The organism is Peloplasma aerotolerans (assembly GCF_030012175.1).
GTDB lineage: Bacteria > Bacillota_I > Bacilli_A > Acholeplasmatales > Acholeplasmataceae > Peloplasma > Peloplasma aerotolerans.
Genome location: NZ_JASCXW010000013.1, coordinates 16,162 through 37,784, shown reverse-complemented (window position 1 = coordinate 37,784; position 21,623 = coordinate 16,162). Strand labels below are relative to the sequence as shown.

Sequence of the window (21,623 nt, the reverse complement as noted above, 5' to 3'; positions counted from 1 at the left end):
AAATTCAGGAGGAAAGAAATGAAACTATATGATGAATTAATATGGCGTGGGCTGATTAAAGATGTCAGTAATGAGGAAAAAGCACGTCAATTATTGGATAATGAGCAAGTTAAGTTCTACTGTGGATTTGATCCTACAGGAGAATCTTTAACAGTTGGACATTTGGTCCAAGTTGTTAGAATGCTTTTACTCCAAAAATATGGCCATACACCAATTGTTTTAATTGGTGGAGCAACAGGACTGATTGGAGATCCTAAGCAAACCAGTGAAAGGAAATTGTTAACGTTAGAAGAATCTTTAATCAATGCAGAAAAGATAAAAACACAACTTTCGCAATTTTTAGACACAAAACAAGCAATTTTTGTGAATAATTATGATTGGATTGGTAAAATTGATATGATCTCTTTTTTAAGAGATTATGGAAAGCATTTCTCGATTAATTATATGATTGCAAAAGATACAGTTCAAAAAAGATTAGAAATAGGGATCTCATATACTGAGTTTTCTTATATGCTTATTCAAGCGATTGATTTTCTACACTTATACCAAAATTATGACTGTAAAATTCAATTTGGTGGATCAGATCAGTGGGGCAATATTACAACAGGACTTGAACTTATACGTAAAGTAGAAGGTGAAACAAGTCAAGCTGTTGGTTTGAGTTCACCGCTTTTGCTAAAAGCTGATGGATCAAAGTTTGGAAAAAGTGAATCTGGTGCATTATGGCTAGATGCTCAATTGTCATCACCCTATGAAATCTATCAATATTTCTTAAATGCAGCAGACGCAGATTTGGATAACTACTTAAAGTCATTAACATTATTATCAAAAGAAGAAATTGAAGATTTACTAGAAAAATCAAAAAAACAACCAGAACTCAGAGAAGCCCAAACAAAATTAGCTGCTGAGGTTGTTGAACTCATTCATGGTAGTGACGCACTCAAAGAATCACAAAAAGTTACTAAAGCTTTATTTTCAGGTGATTTTAACGATTTAAGCACTTCAGGACTTATGATGTTATCAAAAACTTTAGATACAACCGAAATTAATGAACCAAAACCAATTGTTGATGTTTTAGTTGAAACGAATCTCGCATCATCTAAAAGAGAAGCAAGAACGTTTATTCAAAGTCATGCTATTGCACTAAACAATCAAAAAATAAATCATACAGATTATATGGTTACTAAAGATAATACACTACATGATCAATTCATTATTGTAAGAAGAGGCAAGAAAAAATACGCGATGATTATCTATAGATAGGAGCATTTATGGACATTTTGTTGTATAACCCGCTTTCAAGAAACGGTAAAAATCCCAAATTTATCGAAAAGATTATTAAAAAACTCCAAAAAAATGGGAGTACTGTAATTAGTTATAGTATTTTAGCGATTGAAGATGTTGAAGCGTTCGCTTCAGAATGTCACATTGATGATCGAATCATTATCGTTGGTGGTGATGGGACGATTAACCATTTAGCAAATCGCATCTATGATTTAGATTTCAAGCAAAAATTATATATGTATCAAGCTGGTACAGGTAATGATTTTATACGAAGTTTGAAAACTAAAGATAAAATCGTTTTAATTAACGACTATATCAAAGATTTACCTAAAGTAACTTATCGAGAAGAACATTGTTATTTTTTAAATGGAGCTGGTGCTGGATTGGATGGTTATATTGGCCATTTAGTGAACACCTCTAGATTTAAGAAAAATAAACTCAACTATTTTAGACATGCATTTGAAGGTTTTGCTAAATTTAAACCTATTGCTGCTGAAATTACAGTAGATGGCATTTCTTTTAGAGAAGAAAAACTATGGTTTGCAAGCATGATGCATGGTGCTTATTATGGTGGAGGGATGAAAATTGCTCCAAAAGCACATCGCAAAGATAAAGATTTACATTTGGTAGTTGTAAAAAATGTACCCAAATGGATACTTATACTCATCTTCCCTTCTATTTATTTAGGATGGCATGTGATGTTTAAATCGTGGGTGAAAATATATAAAGCTAACGAAGTCACTATTAAGTTTGATAAACCTACGTATCTTCAAATCGATGGTGATGTTGAATATCCAATCGAATCATTAACAACAACCGCAAGTGAGTAAGCAGCATTAGCTGCTTTTCTTTTTATTTAAGGCATGAAAAAAGGTTGCATCGCAACCTTATCTAATTCTACCTAATCCAAGCTTCTTATAAACTTTAAACATCTTTCTAGAGGCAATAACCTTTGCACGTTCAGCACCTTGATTAAGAATCTCATCAAGTTTTGTATCATTGATAATTTCAAAATACTTTTGTTGAATGGGTCTTATCGCATCAACAACAATTTCTGCTAAATCATCTTTAAATGTTGCATAATCAGATTCAGCATACTTCTTTTCTAAATCTTTGACTGAAACATCAGTTAACGATGAATATATTTGCAACAAATTTGATATACCAGGTTTATTTCTAACCTCATACTTAATAATGCCATTAGAATCTGTAACAGCACTCTTAATCTTTCTTCTTATAAGACCTAAATCATCTAGTAACAAGATATATGATTTTTCATTATCGCCACTCTTATCCATCTTTTTCGTTGGATCAGTTAAAGATTTGATTCTAGCGCCTGTTTCAGGAAAGAATCCTTCTGGAACAACAAATGTTTCACCATATAAATTGTTAAAGCGAGTAGCCAAATTTCTTGTTAATTCTAAATGTTGTTTTTGATCATCACCTATAGGAACAACATTTGCATCATACAATAAAATATCTGCAGCCATTAAAGCAGGATATGTTAATAAAGAAGTTCTAATGCCATCTGTTTGCTTGCCTTTTTTGTCCTTATACTGTGTCATTCTCTCCATCTCACCAACATAGGCTGTTGACTCCATAATATATCCTAAAGCAGCATGTTCAGCTACCTCAGATTGAATAAAAAGATTAACTTTATCAGGGTCTAAACCACAGGCAATATATAAAGCAGCAACACTTCTAATATTTTTTCTGAGTTCTAATCTGTCTTGAGGAGTCGTAATTGCATGAAGGTCAGCAATAAAAATGAAGTGTTCATGATCACTTAATTCGTCTTGTAACTTAACGAACTGTCTTAGTGCACCAATATAATTGCCTAATGTGAGTTGTCCTGTTGGCTTAATGCCAGAGACAAGTCTTTTTGTCTTATCTGGGATGACAGCAATCGTTGGTGGAACAATTCTAATTTTCTTCTTAGGATTCTTTGTTGTTTTACTTGCTGGTTTGGTTTCAGTTTTTTTTACAGATTTGGTTGTAGTTGCCATAATATTCCTCCTATGACTAATTAAATTAAAAACGCCCTTAGATAAAAAATCTAAGGACGTAAATGTTTACGCGGTGCCACCTTAGTTCTAGAGAAAACTCTAGCCCTCAATGTCGTTATAGCCGACTTACTTTATGCTCATAGGGCCCAATCATTCACAATCTAACGTTGGTTTCCACCATGCCAACTCTCTTTAGATAGATTTTTAGTGAATTATTTCCTAATCATCGCATAATTTATTATACATCAATAATTATTTTTCTTCAAGAACTTTCTCAAGTTCATCGACTAAACTCGTAAAACGATCGATAACTGCATTAAATGTTTCTTTGTTAGTTAAATCAGCACCTGCTTTTGCTGCTTGATTAACTGGATAGTCACTACCACCAGACTTTAGTAGACCTAAATAGTTTTCCATCGCGTTTGGTTTTTTATTTTTAACATCTGCATATATTTTTAATGAAGCACTATAAGATGTAGCATATTGATATACATAGAATGGATAGTAGAATAAATGAGGAATATATGCCCATACATACTGCTTACCATTTTCTTCAGTGATATCAAGATCATAATAGTGTTTATAAAGATCAACCATAATCTTAGACAAAGCCTCATCAGTTATTGGCATACCTTTTTCTACTAATTGATTTGCCTCATACTCAAATGTTGCAAATAAGGTTTGACGATAGAAGGTTGCCATAATACCATCAATTGCTGATTCTAATAAATCAACTTTTTGTGCCTTTGATTCTGCTTTTTGAAGTAAGAAATCAAGAAGAGCATGTTCATTAAATGTAGATGCTATTTCAGCAACAAATATTGTGTAGTCAGAAGTAGGCATCGGTTGATTTTCATTTGAAAAGATTGTATGTGCACTGTGTCCTGCTTCATGTGCAAGTGTGAAAACTGAATCTAGAGTATCATCATGATTTAATAAGATAAATGGATGATATCCATAGAAGCCAGATGAGTAAGCACCAGTGCGTTTACCATCTTGAGGATAAGCATCAACAAAGCCATCCTCAACTGCAGACTTTTGATTCTTAACAAACTCTGGATTCATATCTTTAATAGACTCAAAAAACATTTTTCTAGCATCTTCAAAAGGATATTTCGTATCGTCTTTTGCGAGTTTCATAAAGCGATCATATGTATGATATTTGTCTAAACCTAAATGTTTTTTTCTAATTGCAATATATCGCCTAATTGGTGCTGTATTTTCATAAGCAACATCTTTCAAATTATGGAATACAGAAGTAGGAATGTTGTTTTGGAATAATGCAGCATCTAATGCAGATGCATAATTTCTTGACTTATAATTCGCTGCTTGTTGTTGCAACACAAGATTATATGTACTTGCAAATGCAGCTTTGTTTTCTTTATAACGTTTGAAAGCCGCTTCAAATACGAGTCTACGATCATCAGCAGTAGGTACTTCAGCTAATAAAGAGCGATAATTAGATTGAGTTACAGTAATTTCTTTGCCATCACTTAAAGTAACTTTTTCATCTTCAGCATCAACAATAGCTAATGCTTGATATAATGAAGCTGGAACACTCTTTGTAGGACCAAAGTTAGCAATAATTCTTTCTTGATCACTACTTAATACGTGCTTTTGTTGCATAAAGAGTTTTTCCATTTGAAACTTATAAGTTCCTAGAAAATCATCGCTTTCAACAAACTCCATAATCTTTTCTTGACCAAGACTAATAATCTCAGGTTGTGTAAATGATGTTTTTTGATTTAACTCAGATAACATCAGCAACATTTGTTGGTTTTTAGCAGACTTAACAGTGTCCTTTAAATTTAAATCACTGTTTAAATGAATATAAGCATACAAGCGATAAAGTAACTTGGTTGCTTCCTCCTCTGCTTTAAAAAATTTTCTAAAATTTTCAAGCTCACCTAACTTGCCTTGAAAAGAAGCAAGTTTTTCAATATGCTCAGGTAATTTCTTTAAATCTTCATCCCAAGCCTCTAAATTTGGATAAAATATTGATAAATCCCATTTTGACATATATGTTAATCCTTTCTGTTATATTGACTATATTATAACGCAATCACATCTAAATCACCTAACGACAAAATTTTAATTATGTAAAATAGTGATAAAAACGTTTACACGTGTTGAAAATTAATCTAAATAATTATATAATTAAGCAACAGGGAGACCTGATACAAGAACACAAAGTGCTATAGGCTAATACCTATGCTCCAAAAGGAGGAAGACAAATGATTACTATTTTTACAACCCCAAGTTGTTCATCTTGTCGGAAAGCGAAAAAGTGGCTTGATGATCATAAGATCACTTATGAAGAGAAAAACCTATTTAACCAAAGAATTACCGAAGCAGACATTGATCGTATGCTTGAGAATGCTGAAAACGGATTTGAAGATATCATTTCGACAAGATCTAAGATTTTTAAAGAAGAATCATTAGATGTTGAAGATATGAGAATTAGTGAGCTTAAAAAGTTTATTATCGAAAATCCTAGTGTTCTTAAACGACCAATTATGATTGATGGTGACAAAATGCAAGTAGGTTATAATGATGAGGAAATTCGTGTATTTATTCCTAAGAGACTTAGAGAATTAATTATGTGTGTTGATTGTCCTCAAGGTGAGCATTGTGACTATCAAAGTGCGCTAAGACGTTATTTTGATGAAATAAAGAAAGACCAACAACATACTTAAAAGAAATAAAGACAAAATAAAAGGAACTCGGAAGTTCCTTTTTTGTTTGACTTAAGTTTATGCTTTCTTTTCAAAACTCAATGTTAGATAGGAATAATAACCCATTCCAAGACCACCAAGTAATAAGATGAATCCTAATACAAATGCTGTTTTTACTGCTGGAGCATATTGTGAAACAATGAATATATCCCCTGTTAAGACTCCCCAATTATCTAGATGAAGACCAAACAACACTGTTAAAACAATTGATGCGGATAGAAGAAAACCTTTGTTTTCAAAATACCATCCAATCCAAAGCAGAACAACTGGTATTAATAATTTATGTAATGAGGGCATAACAAGAGCCCCATATGTATTAAACCACCCCTGTGTTCTAATTAGTAACGCTACTAAAAAAAGCACACTAGCAACAACAGCTGTTATAAAATAAAGTAAACTACGTTCTTTCATTAGGGCCTCCATTGATACTTACTTACATATATTATTATAAGTTTTATACTCTTTAATGTCAATGTTATTATGATTTTAAGTGCATAAAATGGCTTTAAATAGGACTATAACAGTAATTTTTATACGGGTTTAGTCGTTTTATCTTCATCATCAGGCTTGAAAATCGCATAAAGTGACGATAATACAGCTGCAACAAACCCAGCAGCAAAGCCATTATTATATAAGTCGAAACCACCTTGGAATGCTAAAGCTAGTGGCGTTATTAGTAAATGAATAAATCCTGCTATTACACCAGCAATAAATCCATATTTTCCAGCTAATGGTGCTAAACCTGTAACAAAGAAGATAGCAAGAATCGGTCCAAGTGTTAATTCAAGTGGTGTAAGAAGTACTGCTAACATCGCTCCGAGAACAACAGGTATGGAGTTTAGAGGATGTTTACCAAAGGCTGCAAAACCAACGATGGTAAGAATACCACCCATGACTGGTCCATTAATGTATATGCCAAGAGTTAGAACAATTGCTATCGAAAAAAGTCCCATGACTCCAACGTTTAAAATTGTAGCTTCCTTACCAGCTATTGCAGGAAAGTCAGTGATGAGTCGACCAGATCTCTTTAAAATTAAATTATATTTTTGGTAAACTTTTGGATCCATGATAAAAGCTACAATAATCAAGAAAATAGAAACGATAATTGTTGACCATAGCAATTCAAAGTGATAAGCATTATTAACTTCAGCACTTCTTTCTATAACAGTAAATGATGATATGATACCAGTTAATAACATCGATAAAACACCCATAGAAAATCCTGTGTTATATAAGTTGTAACCTTGATGAAATTTAATAGCATGCGCATTAAATGATGGTAGAACAAAACCAACAAGAAGACCAACAAAAATACCAAGAGGAATCGATATAAAATATTCTAAGCCAACACCAAACATCAAATAACTAACAATTGGTGAAATACCAGATGATAGGAGTAGAACAAGAATATAACTTTTTAATTCAGTTTTGGTAACTTTCGCATAAAAATAAATACCAATATACATCGGTATTGCATTAAAAATGTTTTTACCAAAAAAGGCAAACCCTGCAATTGTTAATAAACAAGCAAAAATAGGACCTGTCATTTTAAGCTCTAATTTTTTAATTAAGATTAAATTTAGTATAACAGTTAAAGAAACATTGATTAAAGTTGCTGATAATCCACCGATTAATAAATAATCTGAGATTAATATACTTGGACTCATTAAAATTGCTATAAAACCATGATAGATTGCATCAATCGGTTCAATCAAAAAAGCAATAATAAAAATAACACCAAATATAAATGGTATCAACATATTCTGTTTTATAAATTTCATGATTATCTCCATATATATTTCACCTGTCGAAGACATTATAGCAAAAAAAAATACAGGTTGTAAAATAAATATAAAAAAAGATAGCATTAATCGCTATCTTCTACATGTGAATGCTCTTTCGCTTTTTCTTTTTGTCGGTTGAATTTCAATTTGATGTTTTTCTAAAAACTGTTTGAACAGCTTTTCACCCTCATCATAATCGTTAACTTCATATTCAACTTCGTAATCAACGATATTGCAATATTCACAGCGATCTAAGAAAAGTGTGCCACCTTCATAAGGTGTACTGACTCGGTAATTATCTAAAGATACTCTAAACTTTACAAAATGATCGATGTCATCAAAAAAATCCTTAGTTCTAAAACCATTTTCAATCATGTCTTTTGCTTGATCAGGTGTTAACAAAACATGGCTTTCATAAGCACCTTTTTCACTTTGACTCTTTAGAGTGACTTTAAACCTGTTTTCACCCTTTTGACGAATACGCAACACAATTTGCTGTTCCATAAGTTGGTAATCATCAGTATCAAAATAGTGATTAATTTGCTTAAAAATATTGTTTTCCAAATGAAACAACTCAAGCAGCTCTTGATATTTTTCAATTGTTAAAGCTGTTTTAAACTCAATCTCGATATTTTTAGTCATTGACATCACCTTTCTGAAGAACATGTTGCATTTCATTATGCCCTTTATATTATATCAAATCAAAGGGTTAAAGAAAAGGAAAAACGTTTACATTCACAAAGACTAAGGATATATATTTGAATTAAACCGTATAAATGGTAAAATGTAGTTGATGAATAAAACATTCAAGGAGGAAATTAAAAATGGCTATTAAAGTAGCAATTAATGGATTTGGTCGTATTGGACGTCTTGCATATAGACTTATGGCAGATGATCCACAATTCGATGTAGTAGGTATTAATGATTTAACTGATGCTGAAACTTTAGCATATTTATTAAAGTATGATACAGCACAAGGTAATTTCAAAAATGGTTCAGTAAGTTTTGAAGGTACTGATTTGATTGTAGATGGTAAGAAAATTCCTATTTTCAGCCAAAAAGACCCTAAAGAATTACCTTGGGGAAAATTAGGTGTTGATGTTGTATTAGAATGTACAGGTTTCTTTACTGACGAAGTCAAAGCTGGTTGGCATTTAGAAGCTGGTGCTAAAAAAGTTGTTGTTAGTGCTCCTGCATCAGGAAACGTTAAAACAATTGTTTATGGTGTTAATGATGATATTCTTGATGGTACAGAAGATATTTTAAGTGGTGCTTCATGTACTACAAACTGTTTGGCTCCAATTGCAAAAGTATTGGATGACAATTTTGGTATCAAAGGTGGATTCATGACAACAATTCATGCATACACTGCTGATCAATCCCTAATGGATCAACCACATAAAAAAGGCATCATGTCTAGACGTGGTCGTGCAGCTGCAGCAAGTATTATCCCTAGTTCAACTGGTGCTGCAAAAGCAATCGGTTTAGTATTACCACAATTAAAAGGTAAATTAGATGGAACAGCATTACGTGTACCTACAATTACTGGATCAGTTGTTGACTTAACTGTTGAAGTTAAAAAACATACAACACTAGAAGAAGTTGATGCAGCATTTAGAAAAGCAGCAAATGAAACACTAGCATATGTATCTGATCCTATCGTTTCATCAGATGTTATTGGATCTAAGTTTGGTTCATTATATGATGCAAATACAACTCAAATCGTAAATTATGATGACAGACAACTTGTTAAAGTTATGGCATGGTATGATAATGAAATGAGTTATACTGCACAATTGATTCGTACAGTAAGTAAATTAGCAAGTTTGATTAAATAACAAAAAAAGCGAGTTAATTACATTGTTAAGGGCAAATCAGCGATGATTTTGCCCTTTTTTGTTTGAACATCAAAAAATTTACGAAATAATTACGAAATAAAGCACTTTTTGTTTGACACAGCAGGACATGTGTTATATAATAATAACGGAAAATAAATAAATGCATTTTCTAAACAAATGTTAAAGGCAAACTTAAGGGAACTTAAGGACGCAAAGCTATAGGGCCTAAGAAAAGGTAGCCAGTTGTCATTTAGAATTATTTCTACAATTTGTAGATTGATAATTCTACGCTTGACGATATGGCTTTTTATATGAAAAGACATAAGTTGACGTGGGATATCTACGTTGACTTTTTTAAGTCATAAGGAGGCGAGGACTTGCTAGGAAAAAAATCAATACCATATTTAATTATTACAATGTTAGTTATTGCATTAGGTTTTACATCCTCGGCAGCATTCGCTTATTGGCAGGACGTATCACAGATTGGTAATGTTGTGATTCGATTTGAAGGAGAAGACGCAAGTCTTGTCGTCGAAGCTCAACATGATGAATTTACTGGAAGACTGGTACCCGAAGGACGTGTATATGTCGTAGGTGAAGTTGATCAAGTAGTCTTTGAATACGATGTGAGTGTCGATAAAACATTAGTTCAAAGCATGAATCTCATTGTAGAAGCAAAAGATGTTTTAATTGGTGAATCGGATGAGTATTCACATTTGGTTGACATTTCAATTGGAAATGCAAAAGATTATTTTGTTAATGAGCTTTTCAATAGTGTTGTTACAATAACAATCGTTGTAAGGTTGTTAGAGCCTATCGATCATGATGAGGCAGTTGAAAAAGGATTGGATCTTGAGTTGGTTAATGTTGATGATTCACAGTTGGCATATAACACAATTAAGGGAGAAGACATAAGTTTTACAATTAGTTTTAGGGTCGAACCTAAAGAAGTAGAATAAGAATATAAAAGAAAAATAAAAAAAGGGAAAATAAAGGAGATTTAAAAATGAGACAAAAAAATTTAGTAATTGGTTTATTAGTTATGTTGGCATTAGTGGTATCAGGATTCACTTATGCATTTTGGGCAGGAACAATTACAGATGGTGTAAATGATATTCCTGGTAGCGTTCAAATTGGAGAAGGAGAACCTGTTACTATTCAAGTTGCAATAGGTGCACAAGGTGGAGATACTGAAGTGTTAGTACCTACGACTGTTACACCGTTAGAAGGTCAAAGTAATTCAATTGAAATTTCATTTATAGTAACTTGGACTAATGATCCTGCTTTAACTGGAATTGCGGATGCTGATGTTTCAGTTCTTATCGAGAATATCGAAGTGGATAGAGTAGAAAACCCATATACATTGATTTCTGTTGTAGAAAAATCCGGCAATCCAGAAACAATTGCTTTAGGTGCACAAGTAACATTCTATTTTGTTATTACAATGTCTGAACCATCTAATCAAGAACAGTATACAGCAGTTGCAGGAAAAGAAATAACATTTGACTTAACTTTCTCAATCGATCAACAAGTCGAATAACTAATAAAAATAAATAACGTTATTAAGAGAAGAGCAGCTAACTAGCTGCTTTTAGACCTAAAGGAGGTGATTATATGAAAAGAAGAAAAAATACGCTTAGATTTGCTGTTTTAATGTTGCTTGTTTCGTTATTTTCATATACCGCTTCCTATACTTATGCTTTTTGGGCATCTAACATAAGTGGAAGTCAACAATCAGCATTTGCTGAAGTCCCTATTGGTGAATGGGGACTTGCTGTAGGTCCACCACAAGGTATTCCTGAATATGTTCAAGGAGATACCTATGCTGTGAGTGACTATGTTTGGTATGACGGTAAAATCTATCAAATCATCAGTGGAGACTATGCTTCAGCACCACCACCATCAAATGCACCATATGGAGCATTTAATGAAATCTATCATGAATACAAACCTACCAACACATACTATCTAAACGATGTTGTGCTACACAATGGTATGTTCTATCGCGTCATAAATGCAGGGGTTGCGAATGGTGCAGAACCAGGAACAAATGGAGCGGGATGGTTTAACATGTATTCAATTGTTTGGTCATCAGGTGGAACTTACACAATTGGTGATTATGTTATCCATAATGGATTATTATATCAAGCAGCTGTAGATTACAATCTACACCTAAACACTCCAGGAACTTCATTACACTGGAGACAAGTCGGTTCTGTCATATGGAACAACTTCACACAATATGCAATAGGTGATCATGTTCTATATAATGGTATTTTGTATCGTTCTCTTGCTTCTCACACCAATCAGACACCAGGTACTGGCTCTAACTGGATTGAAGTAGGAAGTTATGAATGGACCTCATATACTGCATATAATAAAGATGATATTGTAAGATACAACGGAAGTTTCTATATAGCTAAAAGAAAAATAACCGGTGGTAGTGTACCTCCATCAAGCAATGCATGGAATACTTATAACATGCCTGTTTGGTCTATATCTGGAACATACTCAAATGGACAATTAGTATTACATAATAGTAACTTATATCAAGTTGTGAATGCAACCAACGCTAATGCAAATGAACCAGGTACTTCATCTAATGCATGGAATCGAGTAGATACTTCTGAGTATCAATGGTTTAATACATACGCAGCAAATGATCATGTACTCTATAGTGGAGGCGTTTATCGTGTTCAAAACGTTACCAATGCGAATGCAAATACCCCGGGTACATCTTATAATGCTTGGAATAGAGTAGATACTGATCAGTATCAAATATATAATACATATCAAGCAAATAATCATGTATTCTATAATGGTGACCCATATAAAGTTGTCAACTTAACCAATGCCAATGCTAATACTCCAGGTACAGCATATAATGCATGGAATCAAGTAAATACGTCAGAATGGCAATGGTATAACACCTATGTCTCAGATGATTATGCATTTTTTGGTCTTTATGCGTATAAAGTTGTTAATGCATCAAATGCAAACAATAATGTTGAACCAGGAACTGCAAACAATGCATGGAACCGTATTGGTACCCTTTATTATCAAAGTTTTAATACATATCAAACAAATGATATAGCAATTTATGATAATGTTGCTTATATCGCAATCTCAACTTCTACAAACATCATACCTGGTGAAACGGGTTCAGAGTCATATTGGGAACTATACTCAAACTAAAGAAGTAAAATTGCCCTTTATTAAATGATTGTATTAACATTTATCTAAAAATATGATATAATTCATTCGATATATATAAAACTTTTAAGGGGTAAATATAAGTGACTGAATCCAATAAAACTAAACTCATATTGAAACATGTAGGCTCAATTCTATTTTTTGTGTTATCGGGATTACTGATTTTATATATTCTATTGGAAATCTTTATTCCGAATACAACCATTAAGGTTTTTCAGTTCAAACCTTATGTGGTCATCACAGAAAGTATGGAGCCTGTTTTAGATGTAAATGATTTAATCATCGTTTATAATCCAAATTTGGATAAACTTGAAGAAGGTGATATCATAACCTTTATGGCTGATATTGATTATGATGGAACCAAAGAAGTTATAACACACTACATACACTCAATAACTGTTAATTCACAAGATGAAAAAATATATCGAACGATTAGACATAATGGGACAGTTCCGGATACATGGATTCTTCGAGATGCTGATATCATCGGAGTTTACGGTTTTAGAATTCCTCAACTTGGAGTCTTTATTGCCTTTTTGAGAAGCCCATTTGGTATTGCTGCTGTATCGGTTAATGTTTTAGTCATTGCAGCAATCATCGTCATTGTAAAGTCAGGAAAGAAAGAGAATAAGGATAATATTGAACAATAGGGAAGTGAGAGCTTGGCAAATTATTTATCGACAGAAGAATTGCTGGCTCAATTAGCTAGTCAAAAAGTCACTTCTGATCTACATATCCAAAAAAAAGTTAGAAAGTTTAATATAAAAATAAATAAAAAAACTATATTTTGGATATTTGTTGGTCTAGCTATTTTACACACTATGTTCATTGCATTTCCATTGATTCTTCCAAATAGAGGCATCGGGTTACTTGGAACAGCTAATGTTTTAGCGGTTCCTAATAATCAAGAACTTGATGAAGAATTAAGTACAAGAATTGTTATCGTTAAAAGATTGAAATTAGATGACCTAAAAGTCGGAGATAATATATTAATATATGGCCGTTTTGGCACTGATATTTATTGGGTTGAAGAAGTTGTTGAAATAAGAGAATCACTCAATGAGTTACAAACGACATTTGATGGATTCATTTCTAATACAACATCAATTGATGACATAGATTTTGTTTATATTAAAGATGCGTCTTTCTTAGGAACAATCTATTATGTGTCATCGAATCTAAGAGGATTTCTTGTGATGGCATCAGTTCAAGGTTTAATTCTATCAATCATCTATGTCTTTTATATTAAAGAAAATAAAAAATAAACCTTTTACATGAGAGGTTTATTTTATTTGAAGGAGCATATATGGAAAAAGTAGTTAGCAAAAAGATGGTTTTAAATGCGATATTTTATTTAATGACTGCTTTATTAAGCGGTTTTATCTTGATACAGATATTTGCACCTGAACATACGATTAAGCTTCTTGGTTTTAGAAGTTATGTTGTCATTACTGATAGTATGGAACCTTTATATAACATTGGCGATATTCTTATAGTAAAGCCTGTAGATCCAGAAGATTTACAAGTTGGAGATGTTATAACTTTCAAAATGGATATTAATAATAATGGGGAGAAGGAAATCGTCACACACTATATTTATTCTATTCAAAAAGTAGATGGTGTACGGATGTATGAGTCTATCTCTCACAAGTCAATCCTAAGTAATAATCAACCTGATCAGTGGGGCAATTTTACTGACGAGGATATTATTGGGTTGGTTACATCTAAAATTGCATATGTGGGATATATTATTATTTTCTTTAAAATTTTGATTCAAAATCCGATATTATTAGGATTGATTATATTAAATATTGCAATCATTGTTACGATTGCCACTTTATTAAAGAAGAATAAAAAGGAGTAAATTTATGTTTTGGAATGATTTGATTCACGAAGAACTTCAAAAACCTTATTTTCAGCAACTTGTCTTATTTTTGAAACAAGAAGATGCGACTAAGCAAATATTACCTTTAAAGGATAATCGGATGACTTGTTTTAAATTAACACCATATGACGACGTCAAAGCGGTAATTATCGGACAAGATCCTTATCATAATATCAATCAAGCACATGGATTAGCCTTTAGTGTTGAACAAGGAAGCTATCCACCGAGTCTGAAAAACATATATAAAGAACTTGTTGATGACTTAGGTATTTCATATCCGAATACTGGGAACTTATCAAAATGGGCAAAACAAGGTGTCTTATTGCTAAACACAGTATTAACTGTAGAAGCACATCAACCCATGAGTCATCAAAATAGAGGTTGGGAATCGTTTACTTTAGAAGTTGTTAAAAAGATTAATGAAAAAGATCAACCTGTTGTCTTTATTTTATGGGGTTCTCATGCACAAAAGTTTATACCCTATATTAACAATAGAAAACATTATATACTGAAATCGGTACATCCTTCTCCATTATCTGCACATCGAGGTTTTTTTGGATCTAAACCATTTTCTAAAACTAATGATTTCTTAATCAGGAATAACATCAAACCCATTGATTGGACATTAACTTAAAATGACAAAAATTGTCATTTTTTCATTTTATTGGTCATAATTAAATAAAAATAGTATAATGAGATTGCAGAGTAATTAGGAAGCGTTAAGTGTCTAACCATGGGATGTCGGGTTGGAACGAACACGAAAGTGGCGGTTTTCTAATGCGTCCGCTGTAAGCAATTATGGTGGACCTCAAAAATAGGAGGTCTTTTTTCATGAAAAACAAACAGATTCAAAAGCTTGTATTGGCTGCATCTTTAGCAGCAGTATCAGTTGTTATTGACGTATTTTTCGCTTATGCTTTAGGAATTCCTAACTTTGGATTGCCATTTTATGCAATCCCCATTATTTTAGGAAGTATTATATTAGGTCCAATGTATGGAGCGATTATGGGTTTTGTTGGTGATTATATTGGTGTGATGCTTTCACCTTATGGCTTTTTGCCATTATATGTGATTGGGCCAATCATTTGGGGCTTTTTGCCAGGTTTGATATTACATAAGAGATATTCAGTCATCAAGCTTGCTTGGGTTGTTCCGCTAACTTATTTGTTCGTTAATTTATCAAATACTCTAGCCGGAATTATTCACTTAGGATTTGAGACAACAATTCCACTTGTTGTTTTAAGAATGGCGCTCATTCCATTTAACTCGGTTATTATCTTTATACTGGTAAAAGACATTCACAGGAAGTTGTTACCACTACACGAACAATTCAGCTTAGAAACTCAAATTTCAAAGACGTAAGTTTACTTACGTTTTTTTTATATTTTGCTAAAAATCATGTATAATAAAACTGGTGATAAAATGGTCAAAGTTATTGGTGCGGGACTTGCAGGCGTTGAAGCTGCTTACTATCTTGCCAATCAAAACATCAAGGTAAAACTATATGAAATGAGACCAAAAAAGATGACTGCTGCCCATCAAACTGGGCATTTTGCAGAACTGGTTTGTTCCAATTCACTTAGATCTAATGATCTTCATAATGCAGTGGGGTTACTTAAATATGAAATGTCATTATTTCATTCCTTAATTATGCAAGCAGCACAGCATTCAAGTGTTCCTGCAGGCTCAAGCTTAGCGGTAGACCGTGAGCTTTTTTCACAGTTTATTGAAGATAAGATAAAAAACCATCCAAATATAGAAGTTATTCAAGAAGAAGTTCAAAAATTGAATGTTGATGACTATACCATTATTTGTGCAGGACCATTAGCAAGTGATGATTTATCAAAAAATATAAGTGAGTTATTTCACTCAGAACATTTGCATTTCTTTGATGCGATTGCACCTATTATTGATGCAGGTTCTATAAATATGGACATTGCTTACTTAAAAAGTAGATATGATAAAGGTGATGCAGCATATATCAATTGTCCAATGAACCAAGAAGAATATGATGCATTTTATCAAGCATTGATTGATGCAAAAGTGGTACAAATCAAAGATTTTGAGAACAATGTTTTTGAAGGTTGCATGCCCGTAGAGGTTATGGCAAAAAGAGGCAAAGAAACATTACTTTACGGCCCACTTAAGCCTGTAGGTTTAGAGCAAGAAGGTCTAAAAAGACCACATGCTGTGATTCAATTAAGACAAGATGATGCAGCAAAAACCATGTATAATATCGTTGGTTTTCAAACACATTTGACTTGGGATGAACAAAAGAAAATCATCCATATGATTCCAGGTTTAGAAAATGCAAAGATTTTAAGATATGGTGTTATGCATCGTAATACATATATTGAAAGTCCTAAATTATTAAACTCAGGTTTTCAATCAAAACAATATCCGAAACTCTTTTTTGCAGGACAAATTAGTGGTGTTGAAGGATATGTTGAGAGTGCAGCTTCTGGTTTAAATGCTGCCATTCAGATGAGGTTACTCATAAACAAGCAAGAATTAAAACCACTTCCGATTCAAACCATGATGGGTGCAATGGCAAGTTATATATCAATAACGAACAAGTCGTTTGTACCCATGAATGCTAATCTTGGATTGTTACCAGCTCTTGAATTTAAGCATTCTAAAAAAATGAGAAAAGAACTATACGCTAAACGAGCACTTGAAGCACTTAAACTTTTTAAGGAGGAGCTTTGATGCAATGTGTTGAGCATTTCAAAACGTATTTGACAATTGAAAAAAACTATTCACAACATACTGTAACAAGCTATCTCAAAGATATTCATGATTTTGAAACATTTATTAAAAGAGAAGAACTTGCTGCAGATTTACTTGATGTAACAAGAGAAAGATTAGGTAGACATTACCTTGCTTTTTTAGATGAACGAAACTATGCAAAAAAATCAATAGCAAGAAAGATCTCAAGTCTAAGAACATTTTATGATTATCTCATTAAAGAAAATGAAATTGAAGTCAATATATTTACGAATCTAGAGACACCAAAAGTCCCTAAAAAACTGCCTAAATTGATTCAAGATGAAGAAATAGAAATGCTATTTAAAAGTATTGATCGGTTTAAACCTTTGGGTTTTAGAAATTATGTTCTTTTGGATCTCCTATTTAGTTGCGGATTACGCGCTAGCGAAATCGTTAATATAACGATTAAAGACATCCAACTTGACCAAGAACAAATTCTTATACATGGTAAAGGTTCAAAAGATCGCTATATCCCACTTCACCAAAGACTCGTTCAAGATTTGAGGCAGTATCTAACTTATATAAGACCAATTTTGTTATCAAAAGGTCCTATAACAAGTGAATTAAAGGTGTTTATAAACTATAAAGGTACACCATTAACAGTAAGAGGGCTACAAATAATTCTCAAGCAAATCATTAAAAATTCTGGTGAAACTTATAAAATACATCCACACATGTTAAGACATGCATTTGCAACCACGCTTTTAAACCATGGAGCAGATTTAAGAGTTGTCCAAGAACTTCTTGGTCATGAACACCTTAAATCAACTCAAATCTATACACATGTTTCAAGTGAAAAACTAAAAGAAAAGTATAAAACAACTCATCCAAGGATGGTGAAAAAATGATTCAATTTGGACCATTAATCATTGAAAAAGGACTCATTGAAAACGGAACTGAGATTAAAAGAAACACAGTTCGTGCAATTATTACTAATGAAAAAAAAGAAGTCCTTTTAGTGTATTCAAAACTATTTGATGACTACACTTTTCCTGGTGGAGGTGTCAAACCTGAAGAAACTGAAATTGACGCTCTAAAGAGAGAACTTAAAGAAGAAATTGGGGCTTCTGATATTTATGATATCAAGGCTTGTGGACAAGCTCAAGAGAGAAAATATGATTTTAGAGGAACACAAAATATTTACTTACAAACATCAACATATTATATTTGCAAAGTTGGTACTAAGGGACAGCAATCATTAATTGGAAGAGAGCATTATCATGGTATTGAGCCAAAATGGGTTGATATCGATGAAGCAATCCAACATAATAATATTATTATGAAAGACAATAGACATCAAGCCAAAGGATTAAGAACAGTTCTTATTCGTGAAAATATGGTTTTATCAAAACTTAAGGAGATATTATAATGAGAAAATTCGAAGTCATAGAAAAATACAAACATTTAAACCCACAAATTCCGAAAAGAGCTACTGATAGTTCGGCAGGATATGATCTAGCAGCAGTCGAAGATGTCACAATTCAACCAAATGAAATCAAAATGATTCCTACCGGACTAAAAGTCCAAATACCAAAAACAGAAGCAATGTTTATTTTTGCTCGCTCGTCAATAGCAATTAAAAAAGGGTTATTATTGAGCAATGGTGTTGGGGTGGTTGATTCAGATTATTATAATAATGAGAGTAACGAAGGACACATCATGGTTTCACTTTTAAATATAAGAGATCACGAGGTAACTATTGAAAAAGGTGAACGTGTTGCTCAAGGTATTTTCTTAACTTATCAAAAGACGGATGATGATGAAACAGGAAACGTAGCACGTCTTGGTGGATTTGGAAGTAGTGGCAAGTAAAAAAAGCTGATTTTTAACGATAAATTCAACGCATTTCCTTGCTTTTGACATATAAATATGTTATATTTATTAAGGCTATGAAAATAAGCATGTGTCATGTTTGGTCGTTCTAGTGCCTTCGGGTGGATGATTTTAAGTGATACAGAAGAAAAAAACAAAAATGGAGGAATTAAATTTTATGGCAGTAGTTTCAATGAAACAATTATTAGAGTCTGGTGTACATTTCGGCCACGCAACGCGTCGTTGGAATCCTAAAATGGCACCATACATCTTCACGTCAAGAAACGGTATATATATTATCGACTTGAAAAAAACAGCTGAAGAAATTGAAAAGGCCTATCAAGAACTATTTACTATAGTTCAAAATGGCGGTAAGGTACTATTTATTGGTACAAAGAAGCAAGCACAGGAAGCAGTTAAAGAAGAAGCTATCCGTACTGGTCAATTTTATGTTGACCAACGTTGGTTAGGTGGAACATTAACAAATTTTAAAACAATTCGTCGTCGTATCAAAAGACTTCACGATTTATACAAGATGGAAACTGACGGTATTTTTGAGAAACTTCCTAAAAAAGAAGTACAACAATTAAAACATGAACGTGATCGTTTAGAAAAATTCCTTGGTGGAATCAAAGAAATGAAGAAAGTTCCAGAAGCAATCTTCATCGTTGACCCAAGAAAAGAAAGCAATGCAATCTTAGAAGCTCGTAAATTAGGTATTCCAGTATTCGGTATCGTTGATACAAACTGTGATCCTGATGACGTTGACCATATTATCCCAGCAAATGATGACGCAATCCGCGCTGTTAAGTTAATCACATGGGTTATGGGTAATGCAGTTATTGAAGCTCAAGGTGGAGTTGTTGAGAAATTTGAAGATGAACCGATTACATCTGCTCCAAGAAGAGAAAGAACACCAAGACCAACAAGAGAATCTTCAGGTGGAGAAAGACCAAACAGAGAACGTACTGGTGATGATAGACCAAATAGAAAACCAGCAAGAGATACAAGTGCTCCAGTTAAAGAAGCTCCCAAAAAAGAAGTAGAAAAAACTGTTGAAGCACCAGTTAAAGAAGCTCCCAAAAAAGAAGTAGAAAAAACTGTTGAAGCACCAGTTAAAGAAGCACCTAAAAAAGAAGTGAAGAAGACTGAAGAAAAACCAGTCGAAGAAGTTAAAGTAGAACCAGCTAAGAAAGCAGTTGAAGAAAAAACTGTTGAAACAAAAGAAGTAGATCTTAGTGCAATGACAGTTGCTGAATTACGTAGTCTTGCAAAAGAACGTAACCTAACAGGTTATTCAACCCTTAAAAAAGCAGAACTCATTGATTTACTAAAATAATGCTAAAAGGGGACTTAAAAAATCCCCTTTATTTTTAAAAAATAATTCATTTAATAACTAACTAAATTAGGAGGATATATATATGGCAGTAACAGCCCAAATGGTAAAAGAATTAAGAGAAAGAACTGGAGCAGGTATGATGGACTGCAAAGGGGCACTTGATCACACAAATGGTGATATCGAAGCAGCAATAGATTATTTAAGAGAAAAAGGTATTGCAAAAGCAGCTAAAAAAGCTGGAAGAATTGCAGCAGAAGGTTTATGTTCAGTTGTTGTAGATGGTAACGTAGGTGTTATCTTCGAATTGAATTCAGAAACAGACTTTGTTGCTAAAAACTCACAATTTCTTGATTTAATAGAAAATGTAGGGCATACAATTTTAACTTCAACTGCTACAGATACTGAATCAGCTTTGAAAGCAGAGATTAACGGTAAAACAATCGATACATTACTTGCTGATGCAACTGTAACAATCGGTGAAAAAATCAGTTTAAGACGCGTTTCTAAAGTTAATAAAACAGATAACCAAAGCTTTGGAGCTTATAAACATATGGGTGGAAGAATTGCTGTGTTAACAGTCATTGAACCTGCAAATGAAGAAGTTGCTAAAGATATGGCAATGCACATCGCTGCTCAAAACCCAAGATATTTAGATCGTTCACAAGTTGATCAAGAAACACTAGAACATGAAAAACATGTTTTAACTCAACAAGCACTTCAAGAAGGTAAACCAGAAAACATCGTTGAGAAAATGGTTATTGGACGCTTAAATAAGTACTTACAAGATATTTGCTTAGTTGACCAAGGATTCGTAAAAGATCCTGATCAAAAAGTGAGTGAATACTTGAAAGCAAATAAAACTTCTGTCATAAGCTTTATCCGCTTAGCAGTTGGAGAAGGTATTGAAAAGAAAGAAGAAGATTTTGCAGCTGAAGTAGCAGCACAAGTACGTAAATAA

At 32.9% G+C, this 21,623-nt stretch carries 23 protein-coding genes, 1 pseudogene, 2 riboswitches and 1 other annotated feature; of the genes and pseudogenes, 19 read left to right on the top strand and 5 right to left on the bottom strand.

Annotation, left to right across the window (positions count from 1 at the left end; all coding sequences use genetic code 11):
• Window positions 1-18: 18 nt before the first annotated feature.
• Together tyrS and QJ521_RS05020 are read left to right on the top strand one after the other, a co-directional pair.
• Window positions 19-1,263 (top strand): tyrosine--tRNA ligase, encoded by a 1,245-nt coding sequence (gene tyrS / locus QJ521_RS05025; RefSeq protein WP_282839342.1) that lies wholly within the window; start codon window positions 19-21, stop codon window positions 1,261-1,263.
• An 8-nt stretch (window positions 1,264-1,271) separates the two neighbouring features.
• A complete protein-coding gene (locus QJ521_RS05020; RefSeq protein ID WP_282839341.1) occupies window positions 1,272-2,114 on the top strand; it encodes a diacylglycerol/lipid kinase family protein in 843 nt (280 codons plus the stop codon).
• Between the two features lie 57 nt (window positions 2,115-2,171).
• On the opposite strand, the gene trpS is transcribed toward QJ521_RS05020, so the two are convergent.
• Entirely contained in the window at window positions 2,172-3,290 is a 1,119-nt protein-coding gene (trpS, locus tag QJ521_RS05015; RefSeq protein ID WP_282839340.1) for a tryptophan--tRNA ligase, read from the bottom strand.
• Window positions 3,291-3,339: 49 nt separating this feature from the next.
• Window positions 3,340-3,526, bottom strand: a binding site (T-box leader).
• 16 nt (window positions 3,527-3,542) lie between these two features.
• Window positions 3,543-5,309, bottom strand: coding sequence for an oligoendopeptidase F (gene pepF / locus QJ521_RS05010; RefSeq protein WP_282839339.1), 1,767 nt, complete (start codon window positions 5,307-5,309; stop codon window positions 3,543-3,545).
• Between the two features lie 215 nt (window positions 5,310-5,524).
• Here pepF and QJ521_RS05005 point away from each other — a divergent pair, with 215 nt between their 5' ends.
• Window positions 5,525-5,986 carry a Spx/MgsR family RNA polymerase-binding regulatory protein gene (locus tag QJ521_RS05005; protein ID WP_282839338.1) on the top strand — a complete coding sequence of 154 codons (462 nt, stop codon included), beginning with the start codon at window positions 5,525-5,527 and terminating at the stop codon, window positions 5,984-5,986.
• A gap of 57 nt (window positions 5,987-6,043) precedes the next feature.
• Here QJ521_RS05005 and QJ521_RS05000 read toward each other — a convergent pair whose 3' ends face one another.
• The 3 genes from QJ521_RS05000 to QJ521_RS04990 all read right to left on the bottom strand — a co-directional run bounded on the left by QJ521_RS05000 (window position 6,044) and on the right by QJ521_RS04990 (window position 8,451).
• Window positions 6,044-6,436: a hypothetical protein gene (locus QJ521_RS05000; RefSeq protein ID WP_282839337.1), complete on the bottom strand. Its 393-nt coding sequence runs from the start codon at window positions 6,434-6,436 to the stop codon at window positions 6,044-6,046.
• A 119-nt stretch (window positions 6,437-6,555) separates the two neighbouring features.
• Complete coding sequence (locus tag QJ521_RS04995; RefSeq protein ID WP_282839336.1) at window positions 6,556-7,806, bottom strand: DUF1576 domain-containing protein; 1,251 nt, start codon at window positions 7,804-7,806, stop codon at window positions 6,556-6,558.
• A gap of 93 nt (window positions 7,807-7,899) precedes the next feature.
• On the bottom strand, window positions 7,900-8,451 hold the full coding sequence (locus QJ521_RS04990; RefSeq protein WP_282839335.1) for a CYTH domain-containing protein: 552 nt from the start codon (window positions 8,449-8,451) through the stop codon (window positions 7,900-7,902).
• Between the two features lie 182 nt (window positions 8,452-8,633).
• On the opposite strand from QJ521_RS04990, the gene gap reads away from it, so the two are divergent.
• The 16 genes and pseudogenes from gap to tsf all read left to right on the top strand — a co-directional run bounded on the left by gap (window position 8,634) and on the right by tsf (window position 21,623).
• Entirely contained in the window at window positions 8,634-9,647 is a 1,014-nt protein-coding gene (gene gap / locus QJ521_RS04985; RefSeq protein ID WP_282839334.1) for a type I glyceraldehyde-3-phosphate dehydrogenase, read from the top strand.
• A 175-nt stretch (window positions 9,648-9,822) separates the two neighbouring features.
• A riboswitch (cyclic di-GMP riboswitch) is annotated at window positions 9,823-9,898 on the top strand.
• Between the two features lie 126 nt (window positions 9,899-10,024).
• Window positions 10,025-10,606, top strand: a complete 582-nt coding sequence (locus tag QJ521_RS04980; protein WP_282839333.1) for a hypothetical protein — start codon at window positions 10,025-10,027, stop codon at window positions 10,604-10,606.
• 47 nt (window positions 10,607-10,653) lie between these two features.
• On the top strand, window positions 10,654-11,187 hold the full coding sequence (locus tag QJ521_RS04975) for a hypothetical protein (RefSeq protein WP_282839332.1): 534 nt from the start codon (window positions 10,654-10,656) through the stop codon (window positions 11,185-11,187).
• 74 nt (window positions 11,188-11,261) lie between these two features.
• The gene (locus QJ521_RS04970; protein ID WP_282839331.1) at window positions 11,262-12,842 is read left to right on the top strand and encodes a hypothetical protein; all 1,581 of its coding nucleotides are present in this window, start codon (window positions 11,262-11,264) and stop codon (window positions 12,840-12,842) included.
• A 101-nt stretch (window positions 12,843-12,943) separates the two neighbouring features.
• The gene (locus QJ521_RS04965) at window positions 12,944-13,510 is read left to right on the top strand and encodes a signal peptidase I (RefSeq protein ID WP_282839330.1); all 567 of its coding nucleotides are present in this window, start codon (window positions 12,944-12,946) and stop codon (window positions 13,508-13,510) included.
• A gap of 12 nt (window positions 13,511-13,522) precedes the next feature.
• Window positions 13,523-14,125, top strand: a complete 603-nt coding sequence (locus QJ521_RS04960; protein WP_282839329.1) for a hypothetical protein — start codon at window positions 13,523-13,525, stop codon at window positions 14,123-14,125.
• Window positions 14,126-14,166: 41 nt separating this feature from the next.
• On the top strand, window positions 14,167-14,724 hold the full coding sequence (locus tag QJ521_RS04955; protein ID WP_282839328.1) for a signal peptidase I: 558 nt from the start codon (window positions 14,167-14,169) through the stop codon (window positions 14,722-14,724).
• 4 nt (window positions 14,725-14,728) lie between these two features.
• Window positions 14,729-15,379, top strand: coding sequence for a uracil-DNA glycosylase (locus tag QJ521_RS04950; protein ID WP_282839327.1), 651 nt, complete (start codon window positions 14,729-14,731; stop codon window positions 15,377-15,379).
• A gap of 65 nt (window positions 15,380-15,444) precedes the next feature.
• Window positions 15,445-15,536, top strand: a riboswitch (THF riboswitch).
• Window positions 15,537-15,576: 40 nt separating this feature from the next.
• On the top strand, window positions 15,577-16,107 hold the full coding sequence (locus QJ521_RS04945) for a folate family ECF transporter S component (protein ID WP_282839326.1): 531 nt from the start codon (window positions 15,577-15,579) through the stop codon (window positions 16,105-16,107).
• Window positions 16,108-16,167: 60 nt separating this feature from the next.
• Window positions 16,168-17,454, top strand: coding sequence for a methylenetetrahydrofolate--tRNA-(uracil(54)-C(5))-methyltransferase (FADH(2)-oxidizing) TrmFO (trmFO, locus tag QJ521_RS04940; RefSeq protein ID WP_282839325.1), 1,287 nt, complete (start codon window positions 16,168-16,170; stop codon window positions 17,452-17,454).
• Entirely contained in the window at window positions 17,454-18,362 is a 909-nt protein-coding gene (gene xerA, locus QJ521_RS04935; RefSeq protein ID WP_282839324.1) for a site-specific tyrosine recombinase/integron integrase, read from the top strand. The genes trmFO and xerA overlap by 1 nt, the downstream gene beginning before the upstream one ends.
• The gene (locus QJ521_RS04930; protein ID WP_282839323.1) at window positions 18,359-18,883 is read left to right on the top strand and encodes an NUDIX hydrolase; all 525 of its coding nucleotides are present in this window, start codon (window positions 18,359-18,361) and stop codon (window positions 18,881-18,883) included. Before xerA ends, QJ521_RS04930 begins: the two co-directional genes overlap by 4 nt.
• Window positions 18,877-19,326: a dUTP diphosphatase gene (gene dut / locus QJ521_RS04925; RefSeq protein WP_347568081.1), complete on the top strand. Its 450-nt coding sequence runs from the start codon at window positions 18,877-18,879 to the stop codon at window positions 19,324-19,326. The genes QJ521_RS04930 and dut overlap by 7 nt, the downstream gene beginning before the upstream one ends.
• 178 nt (window positions 19,327-19,504) lie before the next feature.
• Window positions 19,505-20,188: pseudogene (gene rpsB, locus QJ521_RS04920) on the top strand (30S ribosomal protein S2); the annotation flags it as partial.
• Window positions 20,189-20,569: 381 nt separating this feature from the next.
• Window positions 20,570-20,665, top strand: a complete 96-nt coding sequence (locus tag QJ521_RS04915) for a Rho termination factor N-terminal domain-containing protein (RefSeq protein ID WP_282839363.1) — start codon at window positions 20,570-20,572, stop codon at window positions 20,663-20,665.
• Between the two features lie 82 nt (window positions 20,666-20,747).
• Window positions 20,748-21,623 carry a translation elongation factor Ts gene (gene tsf, locus QJ521_RS04910; RefSeq protein WP_282839321.1) on the top strand — a complete coding sequence of 292 codons (876 nt, stop codon included), beginning with the start codon at window positions 20,748-20,750 and terminating at the stop codon, window positions 21,621-21,623.